The sequence below is a fragment of the Enterococcus sp. AZ179 genome (assembly GCF_050498885.1).
In the GTDB taxonomy this organism is placed as follows: Bacteria; Bacillota; Bacilli; order Lactobacillales; family Enterococcaceae; genus Enterococcus_D; species Enterococcus_D entomosocium.
The window spans coordinates 1027020-1045523 of record NZ_JBMHEO010000001.1; the positions used below are offsets into that span (position 1 = coordinate 1027020).

16 protein-coding genes and 1 other RNA gene are annotated in these 18504 nt (G+C 45.1%); 5 read left to right on the forward strand and 12 right to left on the reverse strand.

Features of this window, described 5'->3' with window-relative positions; translation table 11 throughout:
• Nucleotides 1-173 precede the first annotated feature (173 nt).
• From IGI88_RS04865 to IGI88_RS04910, 10 genes are all read right to left on the reverse strand, one after another.
• Complete coding sequence (locus IGI88_RS04865; protein WP_005233477.1) at nt 174-1721, reverse strand: PASTA domain-containing protein; 1548 nt, start codon at nt 1719-1721, stop codon at nt 174-176.
• Complete coding sequence (locus IGI88_RS04870; protein ID WP_005227776.1) at nt 1714-2388, reverse strand: ABC transporter ATP-binding protein; 675 nt, start codon at nt 2386-2388, stop codon at nt 1714-1716. The genes IGI88_RS04865 and IGI88_RS04870 overlap by 8 nt, the downstream gene beginning before the upstream one ends.
• A 12-nt stretch (nt 2389-2400) precedes the next feature.
• Complete coding sequence (locus IGI88_RS04875; RefSeq protein ID WP_016621953.1) at nt 2401-3951, reverse strand: ABC transporter permease; 1551 nt, start codon at nt 3949-3951, stop codon at nt 2401-2403.
• 313 nt (nt 3952-4264) lie between these two features.
• A complete protein-coding gene (dtd, locus tag IGI88_RS04880) occupies nt 4265-4711 on the reverse strand; it encodes a D-aminoacyl-tRNA deacylase (protein WP_008382058.1) in 447 nt (148 codons plus the stop codon).
• A 6-nt stretch (nt 4712-4717) separates the two neighbouring features.
• On the reverse strand, nt 4718-6928 hold the full coding sequence (locus IGI88_RS04885; protein ID WP_005233463.1) for a RelA/SpoT family protein: 2211 nt from the start codon (nt 6926-6928) through the stop codon (nt 4718-4720).
• A 187-nt stretch (nt 6929-7115) separates the two neighbouring features.
• A complete protein-coding gene (locus tag IGI88_RS04890) occupies nt 7116-7781 on the reverse strand; it encodes a deoxyribose-phosphate aldolase (RefSeq protein ID WP_016621954.1) in 666 nt (221 codons plus the stop codon).
• 4 nt (nt 7782-7785) lie between these two features.
• Entirely contained in the window at nt 7786-8541 is a 756-nt protein-coding gene (locus IGI88_RS04895) for a 16S rRNA (uracil(1498)-N(3))-methyltransferase (RefSeq protein WP_429969524.1), read from the reverse strand.
• Between the two features lies 1 nt (nt 8542).
• On the reverse strand, nt 8543-9490 hold the full coding sequence (gene prmA, locus IGI88_RS04900) for a 50S ribosomal protein L11 methyltransferase (protein WP_005233456.1): 948 nt from the start codon (nt 9488-9490) through the stop codon (nt 8543-8545).
• Between the two features lie 11 nt (nt 9491-9501).
• On the reverse strand, nt 9502-9990 hold the full coding sequence (locus IGI88_RS04905) for a DUF3013 family protein (RefSeq protein ID WP_034872159.1): 489 nt from the start codon (nt 9988-9990) through the stop codon (nt 9502-9504).
• Nucleotides 9926-10624, reverse strand: coding sequence for a DNA-3-methyladenine glycosylase (locus tag IGI88_RS04910; RefSeq protein WP_042890686.1), 699 nt, complete (start codon nt 10622-10624; stop codon nt 9926-9928). Before IGI88_RS04910 ends, IGI88_RS04905 begins: the two co-directional genes overlap by 65 nt.
• Before the next feature lie 216 nt (nt 10625-10840).
• Between IGI88_RS04910 and IGI88_RS04915 the strand changes: the two genes are divergently transcribed.
• The 4 genes from IGI88_RS04915 (at nt 10841) to IGI88_RS04930 (ending at nt 13401) form a co-directional block, all read left to right on the forward strand.
• Nucleotides 10841-12118, forward strand: a complete 1278-nt coding sequence (locus IGI88_RS04915; RefSeq protein WP_008382049.1) for a replication-associated recombination protein A — start codon at nt 10841-10843, stop codon at nt 12116-12118.
• An 85-nt stretch (nt 12119-12203) separates the two neighbouring features.
• Nucleotides 12204-12398, forward strand: a non-coding RNA gene (ssrS, locus tag IGI88_RS04920) — 6S RNA.
• A 168-nt stretch (nt 12399-12566) separates the two neighbouring features.
• Nucleotides 12567-12857 carry a hypothetical protein gene (locus tag IGI88_RS04925; protein WP_005233435.1) on the forward strand — a complete coding sequence of 97 codons (291 nt, stop codon included), beginning with the start codon at nt 12567-12569 and terminating at the stop codon, nt 12855-12857.
• A 64-nt stretch (nt 12858-12921) separates the two neighbouring features.
• A complete protein-coding gene (locus tag IGI88_RS04930) occupies nt 12922-13401 on the forward strand; it encodes a universal stress protein (RefSeq protein WP_005233432.1) in 480 nt (159 codons plus the stop codon).
• A 284-nt stretch (nt 13402-13685) separates the two neighbouring features.
• On the opposite strand, the gene IGI88_RS04935 is transcribed toward IGI88_RS04930, so the two are convergent.
• Entirely contained in the window at nt 13686-15266 is a 1581-nt protein-coding gene (locus tag IGI88_RS04935) for an ABC transporter (protein ID WP_086298415.1), read from the reverse strand.
• Nucleotides 15267-16022, reverse strand: coding sequence for an ABC transporter ATP-binding protein (locus tag IGI88_RS04940; protein WP_008382046.1), 756 nt, complete (start codon nt 16020-16022; stop codon nt 15267-15269).
• Nucleotides 16023-16292: 270 nt separating this feature from the next.
• Between IGI88_RS04940 and IGI88_RS04945 the strand changes: the two genes are divergently transcribed.
• Nucleotides 16293-18293, forward strand: coding sequence for a KUP/HAK/KT family potassium transporter (locus IGI88_RS04945; protein WP_008382045.1), 2001 nt, complete (start codon nt 16293-16295; stop codon nt 18291-18293).
• The last annotated feature ends 211 nt before the right edge of the window (nt 18294-18504 follow it).

An 18504-nucleotide genomic window follows, 5' to 3' on the forward strand; every position in this document is an offset into this window, starting at 1 on the left:
TCTATAGATGGCACTGCGGAGCCATTTTTTCTCGTTACCATCAAGTTTACTTTATCGATCCAGCGATTTCAAGCGGCTCGCTCGTGTTTTTTTTACAATTAGTAAGTAAAAACACCCTTCCAAGGAAGGGTGCTTACCTTTTGATGCTGTGTGAAAAAGTGTCGGTTGCGAGATTATTCGGCAGCAGATGAACTAGCGGTACTGACCGGTTCATCCGCCTCCCCGCCATCCTCTGCCGGCGGTGTTTGGGTACTGCCTTGCAGATTGCCGCGGCTGATACCGATGGTGATCCACGTTTCTAGGGGAATGAACTCGCCGTAGCGGCTCATTTCAACGACGGTTCCTTTTGGTTCCGCCGAATCGACATAGTAGATTTCGTAATAGACATTGGCGCCTTTTGATTTGTATTCATCAAAGAATAGTTTTGGCAAGTCGCCTTCCGTTGCTTGGAAACGGATGTCTTTCAAATACGGTCTGCCTAATGAGTAGACGACTTTGACAGTTGGCAAAGTATCGCTTTCGCTGTACTCTTTGCCCGCTTCCTCCGACTGACTCAAGAAACTACCATACGCCACTTGATCGGAATAGACCGTGCTGACTTGCAGCGGGATTTTTGATTCTAGTCCTTGGGCTTCTTCGATCGTGTATTGTGAAAAATCTGGAACGGTCAAAGCTTGGCCTTTTGAGACCTTCACCACAAATTCTTCTTTTTTCGCAAGTTTGCTGCCTTTGACTGGTTCTTGTGAAACGACCAGATCCAGGGCGACACTGTCAGAAAAGACGGTTTCTTCTTTGTATTTCAAGTCATTCTTTTTCGCCCATTCAGAAGCTTCACTTTTGGCTTTGCCTGTAAAATCAGGTACTTCAATATTTTTTTCAAAGACTTCTTTGCCCTTTGAATAGTAGACACTCAAACGGTCTTTGCGTTTGTATTCGGCTAAATCAAGCTCTTTGTTGGCCGCCTCTTGTTTGATAAAAGCTTCTGCTGCTACATTGTCGTCAAATTGTTCGATCAAAGAGAGGTTTTCGGCTTTATTGCTAGCGATCCAATCTTTTGCTTCGGTCACTTGCATCGCTGAAAAATCCGGTAGCTCTAAGCGTTCTTCAGGATCAGGCCCGAGACTCGCCGTCAGTGTCAGTGTGGCACCCTTCTTGATTTTTTTCTCAGGGTCGACACTTTGGTCGATTACTTGGTTGACGTCTTTGTCAAAGTCATATTCTTGCTCCACTTTGATAGCGACGCCTTCTTCCATGCCCCACGTCCGCGCTTCTGACAGATCTTGGGCAGTGAAATCCGGCACCTTCACATGGGTCATCTGATAATAGACGATCCCGATCACGGCAACCGCCAAGGCGGTCAGTAAAGCAATCAGCAAGATTTTTTTCTGCTGACGCTTTTTGTAGGTCGGATCAAATTCCGTTTCTTCTTTACCAAAACGGCTGACTGGTTCCTTTGATGCTACCTTCTCAGTCCCAGAACTCGCCGCTTTTGCTTCAGTCGTCTGTGTTTGTTGACGGGCTGCCGAGCGACTCATCGGCTCACTAGCTGTCGGCTCTTCTGATTGGTGAACCGTCGTTGGCTCCGCTGGTTTGCTCGCTTGCTCCGCGCCTCTTGCATTTTGATCTCCGACAGGTTCGCTAGTTTTTTTCTCGCTATTGCCAGCGGATTTCTTTTTGCCATCATAGTTGTCCGGGCTAAAATTTGATAAAAAATCACTCATGTTTACTCAACACACCTTTACGTAAATACAAGACTTCATCCGCTTGTTGAGCGATCTCGTTAGCGTGGGTCACGACGATCACACATTTGTTGTGGACGTGTGCCAGCTCCTTAAAGATATCGATGATCTCTTGTTCCATTTCTTCATCCAAATTCCCCGTTGGTTCGTCCGCTAAAATGATATCGACATTGGTGGCTAACGCCCGGGCGATCGCTACCCGCTGTTGTTCTCCACCAGATAATTGATTGACGAGCCGATCGGCTTTTTCTTTGGTGATGCCTATATAATCCAGTAAATTGTATGCCACTTCTCGCTGATTGTCTGGCAGCTGATTTTTCGTGATCGCCATCGGCACTAAGACATTTTCAACTGCACTTAAATAGGGAATCAGATTATAGCTTTGGAAAATGATACTGATGTCGTCGCGGCGATAATTTTCATGCCCAATTTTTTCGATATCGGTGCCTTCATAAAGTACTTGACCGCTTTTCGGACTATCCAACGCACTGATCAAGGATAAAAACGTCGTTTTTCCCGAACCAGATTGCCCTAAGATGGCATAGAAAGTCCCTTTTTCAAAAGAAACAGAGGTCTCTTTCAGTATATAGCGGCGCTGATCGCCGTCTTGGTAATAGTAATCGACTGCTTTGGTTTCTAATAAAGTCATCGTTGGTTCCTCCTACATCATGATTTTCTTTGGATTCAAGCGTAAAATATACAACAGCGGTAAAATAGCTGAGAACAAGACGGTTCCTAAACCTAACAGCAGATACGTAATGATGTAGCCTGCTGAGAAGGACACTTGATAGGCATTCTTGATATCCATGTAATCAATATCAGCTGCCATCAAACCGCCAGAATAAACACCGCCCATATCATTTTGATTGCTCATCCAATCGTTTTGCATCAAGGTATTTGAAACGGCACCACCTAATAAGTTCCCGGTCACTAAGGACAATAGCAGTGCGGCTAAACTAACCAGCAAGACTTCAATCACGATCTGTCCAATGACTTTCCCACGGCTTTCCCCTAAGGAGAGATAGATGCCCAATTCTTGTTTCCGATCTCGTAAGAAAAGCAAGACCACTAAGGAAATAATAAAGATGGTTGCGATAGACGCAATGATCACGATGTAATTTGCGATCACCCCTAACCGAGTAAAGCCACCGGCGATCTGCTCGTATTGATCCGTATTAGCAATGATACGATAATATTGGGGCAATAACGCACCGGCTTCTTGTTTAAAGGCTTCGACGTCATCCGTTGAATTTAGGACAAAGATCGGTTGATAATAGGCGTCTGACTCTTCTTCGATCACTTCTTGACCCCAAAGTTTTTCAGACTGCAATTTGTTAAAATCTTGCACTAAATTATTGCTAGCATAAAAGGTATTGATTTGTTCCATCACTTGCCATACCTGATCACTATTTTGTGAATCACTTTGATCTGATGAACTACTTTGATTGCTTTGATCCTTTTTAATTACAGAAAAGATCCCTGCAATGGTCACGGGATAATCAAAGGTCGCGACACGATTGCCACTCTCAGCCGTTTCGTCCGTCGCATCCTCACTATCATCACTTACTCCCTCGCTTGAACCACCTTCCATCATGACTTCTGCCCGTGTATCCCATACCAATTGATCACCGACACTCAGGTTATTCAATTCTGCGATCTCTTTACTGATCAATACCGCGTTCGTCAATTCACTGACATCTTTTTCTGTCAATCCCTCGCCTTCCTCCAAGCGAATCAAGCCTTCTTGCATGTCTAATGGCTCAACCAAATTTCCGCCCTTCAAAGAGAAGTAGTTGCCACCCATGCCGACCGATCCATCCTCCGGCGTATAGGCTTTCAATTTTGTTGTTTCTAACCAAGCTTGATTTTGGTAATCAAAATATTTCACATAGCTTAATTGACCGATTTGCTCATAAAGATCCAGCGCTGGTGGTTTCGGATAAAAATCTTCTTGTGACTGCTCTTCCTCCGAAGCATCCGCATGGTCTTTTTCAAAACCTTCCCAATCCATTTCCACCGTAGCTACGTTCCCCATTTTGCGTTTCGTCTCTCGCTCCACGTTGGCAGTGGATTGTTGAATTGCTACAGCACCAGCGATCACATTGCCTAAAATAAATAGAACTAAAAATAAAATAAATGATTTCCCTTTTCTTCTGGTGATACTCTTTATTGCACGCTGCCAAAAGTTCATTGTTATTTCCTCCAGTGACATTATTTTTTAACAATTATTCCATACTTCTCCCTCAAGAACAATCGCAATAAAGGATCGTTTTTCGAATTTAAAATATTAAAAAACGGGTGAAAAAGATATTTCCATTTAATAACCCTTATAAAAGAACAAGAAAAAGATGTTAAATAACAAATAAAAGAATGGAATTTTTGCTAACAGTTTTGTAAGATTTCCCGATTTCAACTTAGATTTCACTTGGATTCCATCAAAAATGCTTAGCGCTTTCGAGAGTATAAAAAAAACGAAGGAATTCTCCGACTCTTTTCCAGCGAGAAAATCCTTCGTTTTGTATTCCCTATTTTTCTTTCGTATCGATCACGATCGTCACCGGGCCATCATTGACCAAGGCGACTTGCATATCTGCGCCAAATTTTCCAGTAGCAACAGTGATGCCTTCGGCTTGTAAACCTTCATTAAAGGCTTCGTAAAGCGGGGTCGCAATACTTGGCGGTGCCGCTTGAATGAAACTAGGGCGATTGCCTTTCTTGGTCTCCCCATAAAGGGTGAACTGTGAAATACTCAAGACCGCGCCGTTTATGCTTTCCAGTGACCGATTCATTTTGCCCTCTTCGTCTTCAAAAACCCGCAGATTTTTGATTTTTCTTACGAGATAAGCCACATCGTCGCCTGTATCCTCATGGGTGATCCCCAACAAAACCATGAACCCTTGTTGGATCGCACCGACGATATTGTCCTCAATCGACACGCTTGCTTGACTGACTCGCTGGATCACTGCCCGCATTCTTTCTCACCCCTTCGTACGTCTGACGCTGTAAACATCTGGAATCTGCTTGATTTTATCAACGATCGATTTCAAATGAGTCAAATTCTGAATCGCCACCGTGATACGGATCGTTGCCATTTTGTCTTTATTGGTTTTGGCTTCGACACTCACTAAGCGTTTCGTGACGCTATTGACCGTCTGCAAGACATCGTTGAGCAACCCAGACCGATCATAGCCGTAGATCTCAAGATCGGCATCGTATTCTTTGTTGATGTCGGTGGCATCTTCCCACTCAACATCGATCAAACGGTTCGCTGCCTCTTTGTTTTGAACATTGGGGCAATCGCTGCGGTGGATCGAGATTCCCCGCCCTTTAGTAATATAGCCGACGATCGAATCCCCAGGAACCGGATTGCAGCAGCGGGAGATGCGGATCAACAAGTTATCGACCCCTTCAATGACAATGCCGCCTTCGTGACGAACCTTCATTTTTTCTGGTTCTTTTTTCGCCGGTTGATTGATCATCTCTTGGACTTGCTGCTTTTGCTTCTCGATTTGTTTCTCGCGCCGTTCTTCTTCGGTCAAACGGTTGGCTAAGGTCGTGGGACTGACTTCCCCATAGCCGACAGAGGCAAACAGGTCATCTTCTGTTTGATAATTGAATCGTTCGCAAGCTTCCGCCATTTTGCTTTTCGTCAAGAATTCTTTTGGCACAAAGCCCATATCTTGTAAGGTACGAACCACTGCCTCATGTCCTTTGATGATATTCTCATCACGATCTTGGGCTTTAAAAAATCGTTTGATTTTGTTCTTCGCTTTGCTGGTAGCCACTAGTTTGACCCAGTCGCGGCTTGGCCCAAAGGAATTCGGTGATGTCAGAATCTCAATAATGTCGCCATTTTTCAGCTTATAGTCTAATTGGACCATTTTGCCGTTGACCTTGGCACCAGTAGTTTTGTTGCCGATGTCGGTATGGATGCTATAGGCAAAATCCAGTGGACTGGAGCCTTGAGGCAACTCCGTCACATCACCTTTTGGCGTAAATACATAGACTTTGTCGCTGAAAATATCGCCTTTGACACCTTCCATAAATTCAGAAGCATCATAGCTTTCATCTTGCAGTTCCAAGATTTCACGGAACCAGCCAACTTGTTGGGTCATCTTGTCGGCTCGGACTTTTTCGGTCTTGCCTTCTTTATAGGCCCAGTGCGCAGCAACCCCAAATTCAGCGATCTCATGCATTTCATGGGTCCGAATTTGGATCTCGACAGGATTGCCTTTGGGACCAATGACCGTCGTATGCAGCGATTGGTACATGTTGGCTTTTGGCATAGCGATATAGTCCTTGAACCGCCCAGGCATTGGTTTCCATTTTGTATGGATCGTTCCCAAAACCGCGTAACAATCTTTGATGGAGTCAACGATCACTCGGATCGCCAACAAATCATAAATTTCATTGAACTGTTTCTTTTGGTCTTTCATTTTGCGATAGATCGAGTAAATATGCTTTGGTCGACCATAGATCTCAGCATAGATATCTAGTTCCTCCGTAGCGATCCGAATCTCTTCCACGGTTTCGGAAACGTAGGATTCCCGTTCTTCTCGTTTGGTCTGCATCAAATGCACGATTCGGTAATATTGCTGTGGATTCAAGTAACGCAAAGAAATATCTTCTAGTTCCCATTTGATTCGGCTGATCCCTAAACGATGAGCCAATGGGGCATAGATTTCCATCGTTTCTTGGGCGATGCGGCGTTGTTTGTCTTCCCGCAGATGTTTCAACGTACGCATATTATGTAAACGGTCAGCCAGTTTGACCATGATGACCCGTAAATCTTGCGCCATGGCGATCAACATTTTCCGATGATTTTCTGCTAATTGTTCTTCATGAGATTTGTACTTGATCTTACCCAGCTTGGTCACGCCATCCACTAGCATCGCTACATCGGCACCGAATTCTTCTTTCAGATCGGCTAACGTCACATCGGTATCTTCGACGACATCATGCAAAAAACCAGTTGCAACGGTATGAGGGTCCATCTGCAATTCTGCCAAGATCCCCGCAACTTGGATTGGATGAATAATGTAAGGCTCGCCGGATTTACGGAATTGTTCTTTATGGGCTTCTGTCGCGTAATCTAATGCTTTTTGGACAAAGGCAACATGTTCTTCACTCATATAATGAGCGACCAATTTGATGACATTGGGCCCGGTCAATATAACTTCTTTTGCCATTCATTCCGCCTCCTGCTTTTCTTTTTTGTGCTATCAAAAAGGCAGACAGAAGTCGCTGTTAACGTTTCGTCACGCACCCAAAGCCTTGCGGACAAACGTTCTAAGCATGGGACTCCTGTCTAACCTGCAGTTCTTATTTAGTAGTATTATTATACAAATTTTTCAGCTATTTTTCAATCGCTGTTGTTCAAAGCACATCGGGTGCCGGCTTGTCCTTAAGCAATTCTTCAAAAACATGATACGAGAGCCCGATTTTCTCGGCGCCGGCAGCCTGTAGTGATTGCATAGCTTGTTCATCTATTGTGTCAGGATTGATCTGGATCGACAGTTGACTGCCACCATCTAAGGAAAACAAGCTCACGTCGTGCAATGCTTCTGCTAGTGGTTGTTTTTGTCCTAACACGATCTTTGGCCATGCTTCTTCTTTCAAGCGTTGTGCCACTTGGATCTTCGTCAATTCATTCATGATCTCGGTTTGCACAGCTAAGCGGATCTCCCCTCCTGTCAAGGTCAAGGAGCGAATCGTTTCGGTCAATTCCGCAAAGCCACGATCATTTTCCATGAAGGAAGAAGCCGGTAGCCAGACTTCCAAAAAATCGGCACCTTCCATAAACGCCCGACCGATTTCAAACGCTACCTTTGCCAGTGTTCCTTGGGCAAGGGGGTAATCGATCACTGCGCCGATTTGTAAGGAAGAGCCTTGTGCCAAGATTTTCGCCCGCCGAATGGCACTAGGCAAAACGACGACTTCCTTTAAAGCCGTTTTATATTGATTGATAAAATCCTTCAAGACCCAGTCGGTCATATCGGCCGTCAACAAACGGACACTGATTGCTTCTTGGTTCTTATTCATCAACTCACATCCTCTTTAATTCCGTTAGCACACTGACAGCACTTAAAAAATAAAACGGTGCTGTTTCTGTTCGTAAAATCCGAGGGCCTAACCCGCATAATTTAGCGTTGTTTTCCTGGGCTCCTTCGATTTCGGAGGGGGTCAGACCGCCTTCTGGGCCAAAGATCGCTAAAACTTTGCTACCAACGGGCAATTCGGTGATCACTTGCAGCAGCATCGCTACTTCTCCTTGCTTGGCTGATTCTTCATAAGCCACTAGGACCGCATCGTACTGACTGAGGCTTTGCCAAAATGCTTTGGCGTTATCCAGTAGTGTGATGGCTGGTGCGATCTGCCGTTGGGATTGCTCCGCCGCTTCTTTGGCGATTTTTTGCAGCCGCTGCTGCTTTTTCTGTAACTTCTTTTGATCCCATTTCACGACCGAAGTTTGCGCAGGAAAACCGATAAATGCTGCCGCCCCAAGTTCCGTGCCTTTTTGAACGATCAAGTCCAGCTTGTCGCCTTTCGGGTAGCCGCTAGCGATCGTGACCTGCAGCGGCAATTCCTTGTCCTGCTGTTCTTTTTCGACTTCCTCTAAGTAAACCGTTTCTTCATCGGCCTCTTTGATCTTGGCGATGATCGCCAAATGATCCTCAAAAACTAAACCGACTTTCGTGCCGGGAGTCATGCGCATCACTCGGATCATATGGTGGAAGGGTTCTCCCGAAACGGCAAACACCGCTTTTGCTTCATAAGGCTCCTGTAAAAAATATCGCTGCATCTTACTCTACCTCTGGTTTTTTAAAGGCGATCGCATACCAGTCTTTTTGATTGAACAATTGATCGATCTCAAAGCCTTGTGCGATCATGGCATCGATCACTAATTGTTTTTTCGTCTCAATGATCCCAGAAACGATCAAGGTGCCCTCTTGCTTCAATAAACGCCATGCATCAGGGATCATCAATAAAATGATATCCGCTAAAATATTGGCAACGATAAGATCAGCAGGGACCGTCACCCCTTGCAAAAGGTCATTGGCTTGCACGGTCACATCGTGAGCAATGGGGTTCATCGCCATATTTTCTTGGGCGGACCTCACAGCGACTTCATCTAGATCATAAGCAAACACGTCTTTGGCACCTAAATATTTGCTGGCGATACTTAACACCCCTGAGCCCGTCCCGACATCTAAGACGGTTTCACCGCCCCGCAAGTAGACTTCTAGGGCTTGTAATGTCAAGCGTGTCGTAGGATGCGTGCCGGTCCCAAAGGCCATTCCCGGATCAAGGGTGATGATCTTTTCATCTTCTTGCAGCGGTTGATAGTTTTCCCAGCTCGGCACGATCGTCAGATAGCGGGAGATACGGACTGGATGGTAATATTTTTTCCAGGCCGTTGCCCATGCTTCTTCCACGACCTCGCTCGTTGTGATGGTGTTTTTGCCGATTGCCAAACCATACTCCGGCAGACGGTCGATGGCTGCTTTGATCGTCGGCAGCACTTCTGGCAAAAAAATCGTCTCTGGGAAATAGGCACTGACTTGCGCACCTTCTTCTAAGGTCGTATAGGTTTCTTTATCCAAAATTTCGCCATACGCATCGCTTTTAAAATTTTCGACATCTAAAACGTCCTCGATCGCTACCCCACTTGCTCCGTGTTCCATTAAAATATTGGCGACTGCTTCCACTGCTTCGCTAGCTGTCGCTACGGTTACTTCATTCCATTTCATGTTCGTTCTCCTTAGTAACTAGGGTACGGGATCATGGTTTCCCCAGCCCCGGCTTGATAGTTCGTCATTTTCTCCACAAATGCTTCTTCGTTGAATCGCAATTCAAAGATCGCTTCTTCACTGTCATCGTTCAAGAAATCAAGCAGATCGCTTTGGCCTTCTTCTAAAATTTCTTGAATGTAATCAACCAATCCGTCTAACAACGCTTTTTGGATCCCTTTTTTTCCTGCATAAGGAATCGTCGCTAAATAATCTTCTTCATCAAACGTTGATTTTTGTGGATCATACAACAAAATCCCATCTTCAAATTCAATGATCGCTTCCTCTGATGCCACACCTTGCGCATCGTCGATTTGGACTTGTTGAGGATTTTCGGCAAACAAGCGCAACACCAATTCGATGGTATGATTTTTGGCATCCCAATCGATCGCCACATCATAATCGGAGATTTTTTTCGTTAATCGCTGATCTAAGTAAGTCAATATCGTTTCTTTCGCCATCACTATTCCTTCTTTCTAGCCAGCCATGATCTTGCTGAACAGCGGCTTTTCGTATATTTGTTAAATAAGGATTACCAGCTACCGCAAATCGAAGCGGCATCTGAGTCCACTCCCCTTTGTTCGGGATACCAATTCGAGGCAATGCCAAAATTTCTTTTGGGGTACGTCGGCGCTCAGGAACCAAATGCAGCGGACTCGTAAAAATCGATTCGCCGTAAAGCTCAGCTGGAATCTGTAGTGCCTGTACTAGTTTCCCGGGGCCATTGGCTACATCCGGTCCCGTTTTTTGTCGCTGTTGTTCCATCAAGTCAATCCCATCCACCGGTTCTAGCCCGCGAATCATGATTCCTTGTGGGATGCCTTTTGGTTGCGTAATAAAGTTGACAATTCGATGCGTATGCATCGTATATAAATAAATCGTGCCGGGTTCCTGATACATCGCCCGAACCCTTGGTGTGTTTCGCATGCCCACACTATGAGCCGCCAGATCATCGGGACCTAGATACGCTTCACAATCCACGATATACCCACCTAATGTTCCTTCTGGGATCTCATGTTCCAAATACATTCCTAATAAGGCACGTGCGATGGTCGTTGTCGGCTGTGTCGCAAATAGTGCCATTAATTCATCCATTCTCATCACCCTCTTTATTCTACACAATTCTCGGTCAACTTACTATCTTTGACTACAGAGTTGCGGTGATCTCAACGATTTCTTTTCAACGAACCTGTTTTTTGCTGACTGAGTGGAAAATACGCGCCCTTTTGTTTTCGTAAGGACGCAAATCAGCTTGTTTATGAGAATGTACGTTCTTATGTTATACTTACAGGAAAAGGAGAGGATCGTTTTATGCAGCAGCCACTTGCTTATCGAATGCGGCCACGGAACTTAGATGAAGTCGTCGGACAGCAGCATTTGGTTGGCCCGGGGAAAATCATTCGCCGAATGGTCGAAGCCAAAATGCTTTCTTCGATGATCCTATACGGACCGCCGGGAACCGGAAAAACCAGCATTGCCAGTGCGATTGCCGGCTCGACACGCTATGCGTTTCGCATGCTGAACGCCGCCACAGATACAAAAAAAGACCTGCAAATCGTGGCAGAGGAAGCCAAAATGAGCGGTACTGTCATTTTATTGCTTGATGAAGTCCATCGACTAGACAAGACAAAACAAGACTTTTTACTGCCCCATTTAGAAAGCGGCAAGATTATTATGATCGGTGCCACGACGGAAAATCCCTACATTACGATCAATCCAGCGATTCGCAGTCGGACACAGATTTTTGAAGTCAAACCGCTCCAAGAAGAAGATATTTTGACCGCCATTGATCAAGCTTTAGCAGATGAAACTCGCGGACTTGGATCAGAAACCATCGTATTGACCGATGATGCCCGCTTGCATCTCTCGCGAGCGACCAACGGTGATTTACGAAGCGCCCTCAATGGCTTAGAACTCGCTGCCCGTTCCACACCAAAAGGACCAGACGGCATTATTCATTTGACCTTAGCGATCATCGAAGAGTGCGTACAGCGCAAAGCATTGACCCATGATAAAGATGGGGATGCGCACTATGATGTGATCTCTGCTTTTCAAAAATCGATTCGCGGCAGCGATGTGGATGGTGCGCTGCATTACTTAGGTCGTTTAGTAGAGGCAGGCGATTTGGCGATCATTTGTCGGCGCTTGATGGTCATCGGTTATGAAGACATCGGTTTAGCTAACCCAGCAGCCGCTGCTCGAACCGTCAATGCTGTGTTAGCCGCTGAACGTTTGGGCTTGCCGGAAGCTCGGATCCCTTTGGCCGATACGGTGGTCGATCTATGTTTGTCACCAAAATCCAACTCGGCCTACATGGCATTGGATGCAGCGATCGCAGATATTCGTAGCGGTAAAGCTGGAGATGTCCCGGATCATTTACGAGACAGTCATTACAAAGGCGCCGAAAGTTTGAATCGAGGAGTTGGCTATCAATACCCACATAATTTTGATGATGCATGGGTCGATCAGCAATATTTACCTGATAAGCTAAAAGGTACCCACTATTATCAACCGAAAGCCACCGGTAAATATGAGCAAGCGTTGGGCCAACGGTACCAACAATTGCAGCAACGAAAGAAAAAAAACTAGGTGCTTAGAAAAAATAGTGACTTTTTGGCATCGTTTTCAAACAACTTTATTGCACCTTCGTCATTCCTATGCTACTATAAGGGTGGGAATTCTGTGATGTACGAGTTGTCCCTTTTGTGTGTTGACCGAACATTTTTATTGATATCTTGGGATCCGTCTTGTGTCAATGCTGGTAACATGCCTTTTCCTTTGGTAGTTCGAAGCTTAGACCGTGGAACCCACCTGCTAGAATTTGCGGGATCAATACTATGGGAAAAAGAACGGCATCAACGGATATTACCCATTCTTTTTAGAATGTGCCATCTGTTTTTAACAGATGGCTTTTTTGCGTTTTCTAGCCGTTAGAAACCGTGCAACGTCCTCCATCTGATATCAAAGTAAGGGTGGCTTTTGCTATTCTTTCTAGGGTTCGCTATACTAAATCTATCAACTTAGAATAGGATGGCGTATGTTTATGATTCTTCTATTATTTACGATCGTGGCACTCGTATTATTCGGCACCAGTTATTTGCTTTATGCCAAACAAGCGATTTTTTTCACTTTGATCCCTACTACTGAGGCGAATAAAGTCTTCTTAAAAACCTATAGCCTCATTCATTTCCTTTTAGGCGTAGTGGCATTGGTTGTGGGCTTTGTCGATAGAGAGCTGATTGCCTTGTTTTATTTGGCGTTGTTGCTGCTCTCTTCCGCTTCATTCAGCATCTTGCTGGCACAAAAAATGAAAAAAAAGGAAGATTAGGTTTTCTTTTTCCAGAAAAAAGCATTACAATAAAAGTAGAAGATAACAGATGGGAGTGTTTCTTATGTTACAACAATATCAACGAATCATGGTAGCCGTCGATGGGTCTAGCGAGTCAGAATTAGCCTTCAAAAAAGCCGTGAATGTGGCACAGCGGAATGATTCTGAATTAGTTTTAGCACATGTGATCGACACTCGGGCCTTTCAAACCGTTTCTTCTTTTGACGGCATGCTTGCTGAGCAAGCAACCGAAATGGCCAAACAAACTTTGAAAGACTATGAGGATTATGCCCGCAAACACCAAGTAACTGCAGTCAAAACAGTGATTGAATACGGCTCGCCAAAACCAATCATTGCCAAACAATTGCCCGAAGATCACAACATCGATTTGATTATGATCGGTGCCACTGGTTTAAATGCCGTGGAACGAATCTTTATCGGTTCCGTGTCTGAGTATGTCATTCGCCATGCTGGCTGTGATGTGTTAGTTGTGCGGACAGACCTAGAAAACAAAGTCCCAGCAAAAGACCACACGAAAGCTTAATAGTGAGACGACCTGCCGCTGCTTGGCAGGTTTTTTTGTGCAAAAAAAACCGTGACAAAAGCAAAAGAGTTAACGAGCACTTAGGTCTCATTGGTCTTTTTGCCTTTGGTCACAGCTCTTTGACAAGTCGGTTATCCAAACTTGTACAGCAAAAAATGAAAGCAAAGTAATAGGTACTCCTATCTAACCATGTTTCCTTTTGATTGTAAATAGTTTTTCTGAATTTTCTGAATAAATAGTTAATTTACCCATCCTTAAATAAAAAAAGCAAAGCGTCGCTTCCCTTAGGAAAAACGACGCCAAAATCTATGGTGATAATGGGCTATCCAAAGGACGCTGGTCAAGAGGATCACAAAGAAAACCGGACCATTCAATAACCAAAAATCAACCGAAGTCGCAGCAAAGCCATAAAGGATGATAACAATGACGGAAAGAAATAGCGTTGCGACTGTTCCAATGGCTAACCCAAGACTCCCCGCCCCTCTCGTAAACAATTGACTGATATTGGTCCAATCCAAAAGCAGCAATCGATAATCCCGAGCAAAATATTTCAAGCACAAAAGAAAACTGCTCCAAAGTGCTCCTACTAGGAAAGAGATAGCCAAAATCAGCGGCATTTTGAATAAAAGCACTGCTGCCAGCACGATGACTGCCGTTAAGCTCAGCTGCAAAACGACGCCAAAGCGGAATTTTTCCCGCAAGTAGCGCTTCATCGATAGCGGCAAGGAGCGGACAAACAAGAAATTCTCCTGATCCAATGAAATCAAATTACTGATAAAAGAAGTCGGGTTGACCATCAGTGCCGCCAAGGCGATCCCCGCCACGAAAACAACACCGATAAACCGCTCATCCAATTCACTTAACTGAATCGCTCCTGTAAACACAAAAGACACTAAGAAAATGATGGGCATCAGCAACGAAGAAGAAAAGACTTGCATGATCAAATTCGGATCACGGATCAACTGCGAATTGTAATTAAACAACAGCTGGCCCAAGCCTTGATTGGGCTTATGTTTCCGACGAACACTCCCTTGGTTAGGCGCCGCGGCTGCCACTTGCTCATAAAACTTCGGCAAGATCAATCGATAGAGGGCAAAAAGCAGCACGCCTGCTGTGGCGATGATCCCTAGCAAGCTAAGCAAACCGGTCGTTTGAAACGGTGCCACCATCACATAATAAAAAGGCAATAAAAAGCTGATCGCTCCCCGGTCTACCACGTCTGTCTCATAAGTATTCACCTGATTCATCATTAAGACCCCGATCACAACAACCAGCATCGTCACGCCTAGCAATAAACTAGTGACCAATTTTTTATGCTTCAAGAAAAACTTGGTGCGGGTCAGGCTGAAGACGATCAAGCTGCAAATGCTGAAGATCAAGACTAAAAACAAGCCGAACAGCAAGAACGCCCATAAGATCGTCAGCAAGAAAAAGACGTTTGCCCGAATCCCTGTCAGGAGAAATAAGACCAACAAAGGAAAAATAAACGGCGCAACGGTAAGAAATACCACCACGATCTTTGCCAGAAAAATTTCACTCTGTCGAAAGGGCAGCGGCAAATACGCTGGCAGATCTTGACTTTCGAAGAAGACATTGTAAATGGACGAAATCCCTTGGGAAAAGCCTAAGATTCCGAACAAAGCGACATAATAGGTAAAAAAGCCCGGCATCTGACTAAAATCCAATGTGATCATCGTCAAGCCATAGATTAGGAGAAACACTACCCCAGAAAGCGCATATTGAAACAACAGATAACTGGTCAAGGTCGAACCAGCCTTGCCTTTTTTGCGGGCTTTGTCTGTTAGTTGGGGATTGGCATACCGCAAATTAACGGAGGTCAGCGTCAGAAATTGTTGTTTTCGCATCTACGCTTCCTCCGCTTCTGCAAGAATCGCTTCTTCTTGACTTCTCCCAGTCATTTGCAGATAGATCGTTTCCAAAGAAAGCGACGGATGCTGTGCCAGCAAATCTGCCACTGAGCCATTGTACAGCAGCTCACCTTTTTTCAAAATCGCTAATTGATCACACAACTGCTGGGCGGTGTCTAAGACGTGGGTAGAAAAAATCACGGTCTTGCCCTTGGCAGCATGCTGTTTCATCATTTCTTTTAAATCATACGCTGCTTGGGGATCTAAGCCTTGCAATGGTTCGTCCAAGATCCAAATGTCCGGATCGGGGATCAATGCCCCAATCAGCAGCGTTTTTTGCCGCATTCCATGGGAAAAGCTAGCGATGGTCTCTTCTTCATGAGACAGCATATCAAACAAGCGCCCTAATTTTTGCAAACGCTCGGCCTTTTCCGCTGCTGGCACCTCATACGCTGCGGCAATCAAGTCCCAATACTCCCCTGCCGTTAGCTGTAAAAACAAATCTGGCGTGTCCGGCACATAGGCAATTTGTTTTTTTATCGCTTCCCGATGTTCCACGAGGGATTGACCGTCAAAAAAGATTTCCCCACTCGTCGGTTGTAAAATACTAACTAAGCTTTTGATCGTTGTCGACTTCCCTGCCCCGTTGTGTCCCAGAAAGCCAAAGATCTCCCCTTGACGAATCGTCAGGGAAAGATCAGACAATGCTTTTTTTGGTCCATATTGTTTCGTCAGATTCTTGATCTCAATCATTTTCCTGCCTCCTTATTCCATACCTATTGTTATCTTACGCTGAAACGTAGTAAAAGAAAAATGTTTATTGCCATTTTTATCAAATCAATTGACAGGAGCTGCAAAAACAAAGATAATAAGAGCACTTTAGGGGAGTAGCACATGGATCGTTCCATGATCTTAGATCAACAGCAAGCGGGAATCCGCTGGTTTAAGATGTTTCTTGCAAGACCTAAGTGGCAAGGGGCCGCTTAGGTCTTTTTGCAGTTTAAAATGGAGGGAAAACAGTCAATGAGTTCAAGTAAAATGAAAAAAGTGACCGCCGGCGGACTTTTAGTCGCCATGGGGGTGGTCTACGGTGATATCGGTACGAGCCCACTTTACGTAATGAAAGCCCTGGTGGAGGACAATGGCGGACTACGCACCTTAACGCCCGACTTTATCTTAGGCAGCGTCTCGCTCGTCTTTTGGACGCTGACCTTGTTAACGACGATCAAGTACGTCTTGATCGCATTAAACGCGGATAACCATGGAGAAGGCGGGATTTTTTCCCTTTATACCTTAGTTCGTAAAAACAGCCGCTACTTGATTATTCCAGCGATCATCGGGGGCGCAGCCCTGCTAGCAGATGGGGTATTGACGCCTGCCGTGACCGTAACCACTGCCATCGAAGGATTACGGGGAATTCCAGCCTTTTTTGATCGCTTCGGCAATGACCAATCGATCATCGTCGGCATCACCTTAGCAATCTTATTGGTCCTCTTTGCCCTGCAGCGCTTTGGGACTGAGTTTGTCGGCAAAGCCTTCGGACCGATCATGCTAGGCTGGTTCACCTTCTTGGGCATCGTCGGTGTGATGAACTTTGCCGGTGACCTTTCGGTGATTCGGGCCCTTGATCCCCGGTATGCGATCAATCTGCTCTTTAGTCCCGATAACAGCGCTGGTCTCTTTATTCTCGGCAATATCTTTTTGGCGACTACTGGTGCGGAAGCCCTCTACTCGGACTTAGGTCATGTGGGCAAAAAAAACATTTATGCCAGCTGGCCCTATATCAAAATCTGCTTGATGCTGAATTACTTTGGTCAAGCGGCGTGGCTGCTGCAAGTCTATCAAAACCCGACTTATCAAGAAATCGAAAACTTGAACCCATTTTTCCAAGCATTGCCGCAAGGGTGGACAGTCTTTGGTGTCAGCTTCGCCACACTCGCTGCCATCATTGCTTCGCAAGCTCTGCTGTCTGGCTCCTTTACCTTGGTTTCTGAAGCCATCAAGTTGAAACTATTGCCGCGGATGCAAATCATCTATCCGGGGGCGTCTATCGGGCAAATGTATATTCCTGCCTTGAACACCTTGCTGTGGATCGCCTGTTCCGGCGTGGTCTTATTCTTCCAGACCTCTACTCGGATGGAAGCCGCTTATGGATTGGCCATTACGGTAACGATGTTGATGACCACTATTTTGCTGTATTTCTACTTGCACCAAAACAAGAAGACCCGTTTCTTGGCACCGTTCATCACGCTCTTTTTTGCAGCGATCGAAGGCATTTTCTTTATCTCTAGTGCGACGAAATTTTTCCATGGCGGTTACGTTGCCATCTTATTAGCCAGCGTGATCATCGGTGTGATGCTGATTTGGGAATGGGGCAATCGTATTCAAGAAAATGCTGCCGAAGAAGTTGCACTTTCTACCTACATCCCTCAATTGAAACAGTTGCGGGAAGATGATTCTTTGCCATTATCTCAGACGAACGTCGTCTTCATGGTTCCTAAACTGCAAGACGATCAGATCGGTCAGCAGTTCATCTATTCCATTTTAGACAAACGGCCGAAGCGTGCCAAAGTGTATTGGTTCGTCAATGTGGAAGTCACCGATGAACCTTATACGAAAAAATATGAAGTTTCGATGGCAGATACCGATTTTATCGTTAAACTAAAGCTTTATCTCGGCTTTCGGGTGCCGCAAGAAGTCAATCTCTACATTCGCCAAATCATTCAAGAATTGATGAAAGATGGTCGCTTGCCGCTGCAGCCGCAACGCTATTCCTTAACGCCTGGACGCAATGTGGGTGATTTCCAATTCGTGATGATCGAAGAAGAGCTGTCGAATGCAACTGCATTAAGCAAATGGCAGAAGCAAGTCATGCAGACGAAGCTTTTTATCAAACGCCATACTATTTCACCTGAACGCTGGTTCGGCTTAGAATACAGCGATGTGGTTCATGAGACCGTTCCTTTGGTCATCGGTCAGATGAAAGAAAGCTCTCTGACAGAATTACGCATCGAGGAACGCTAAGAAACCGCCAGTACTGGTTGAACTTTCTGATACTTTCAGGTACACTGAAAAGACAAAGACACAAAGGAGGGAAAACGACCATGATGCGCATGACTAAAATAACAAGTAATGAAAATTACCAACGATACCATATCGCATTTAGCCATGCAATTGGTTTTACAGTTGCTGTTGACGGGACGAGTCTGTCCAAAACAGTTAAATTTACGTAAAA

Bases quoted from the DNA above. Each gene is read 5' to 3' on its own strand.
- IGI88_RS04865 (WP_005233477.1), bottom strand. From the start codon at position 1,721: ATGAGTGATTTTTTATCAAATTTTAGCCCGGACAACTATGATGGCAAA.
- IGI88_RS04870 (WP_005227776.1), bottom strand. From the start codon at position 2,388: ATGACTTTATTAGAAACCAAAGCAGTCGATTACTATTACCAAGACGGC.
- IGI88_RS04875 (WP_016621953.1), bottom strand. From the start codon at position 3,951: ATGTCACTGGAGGAAATAACAATGAACTTTTGGCAGCGTGCAATAAAG.
- dtd (WP_008382058.1), bottom strand. From the start codon at position 4,711: ATGCGGGCAGTGATCCAGCGAGTCAGTCAAGCAAGCGTGTCGATTGAG.
- IGI88_RS04885 (WP_005233463.1), bottom strand. From the start codon at position 6,928: ATGGCAAAAGAAGTTATATTGACCGGGCCCAATGTCATCAAATTGGTC.
- IGI88_RS04890 (WP_016621954.1), bottom strand. From the start codon at position 7,781: ATGAATAAGAACCAAGAAGCAATCAGTGTCCGTTTGTTGACGGCCGAT.
- IGI88_RS04895 (WP_429969524.1), bottom strand. From the start codon at position 8,541: ATGCAGCGATATTTTTTACAGGAGCCTTATGAAGCAAAAGCGGTGTTT.
- prmA (WP_005233456.1), bottom strand. From the start codon at position 9,490: ATGAAATGGAATGAAGTAACCGTAGCGACAGCTAGCGAAGCAGTGGAA.
- IGI88_RS04905 (WP_034872159.1), bottom strand. From the start codon at position 9,990: ATGGCGAAAGAAACGATATTGACTTACTTAGATCAGCGATTAACGAAA.
- IGI88_RS04910 (WP_042890686.1), bottom strand. From the start codon at position 10,624: ATGGATGAATTAATGGCACTATTTGCGACACAGCCGACAACGACCATC.
- IGI88_RS04915 (WP_008382049.1), top strand. From the start codon at position 10,841: ATGCAGCAGCCACTTGCTTATCGAATGCGGCCACGGAACTTAGATGAA.
- IGI88_RS04925 (WP_005233435.1), top strand. From the start codon at position 12,567: ATGTTTATGATTCTTCTATTATTTACGATCGTGGCACTCGTATTATTC.
- IGI88_RS04930 (WP_005233432.1), top strand. From the start codon at position 12,922: ATGTTACAACAATATCAACGAATCATGGTAGCCGTCGATGGGTCTAGC.
- IGI88_RS04935 (WP_086298415.1), bottom strand. From the start codon at position 15,266: ATGCGAAAACAACAATTTCTGACGCTGACCTCCGTTAATTTGCGGTAT.
- IGI88_RS04940 (WP_008382046.1), bottom strand. From the start codon at position 16,022: ATGATTGAGATCAAGAATCTGACGAAACAATATGGACCAAAAAAAGCA.
- IGI88_RS04945 (WP_008382045.1), top strand. From the start codon at position 16,293: ATGAGTTCAAGTAAAATGAAAAAAGTGACCGCCGGCGGACTTTTAGTC.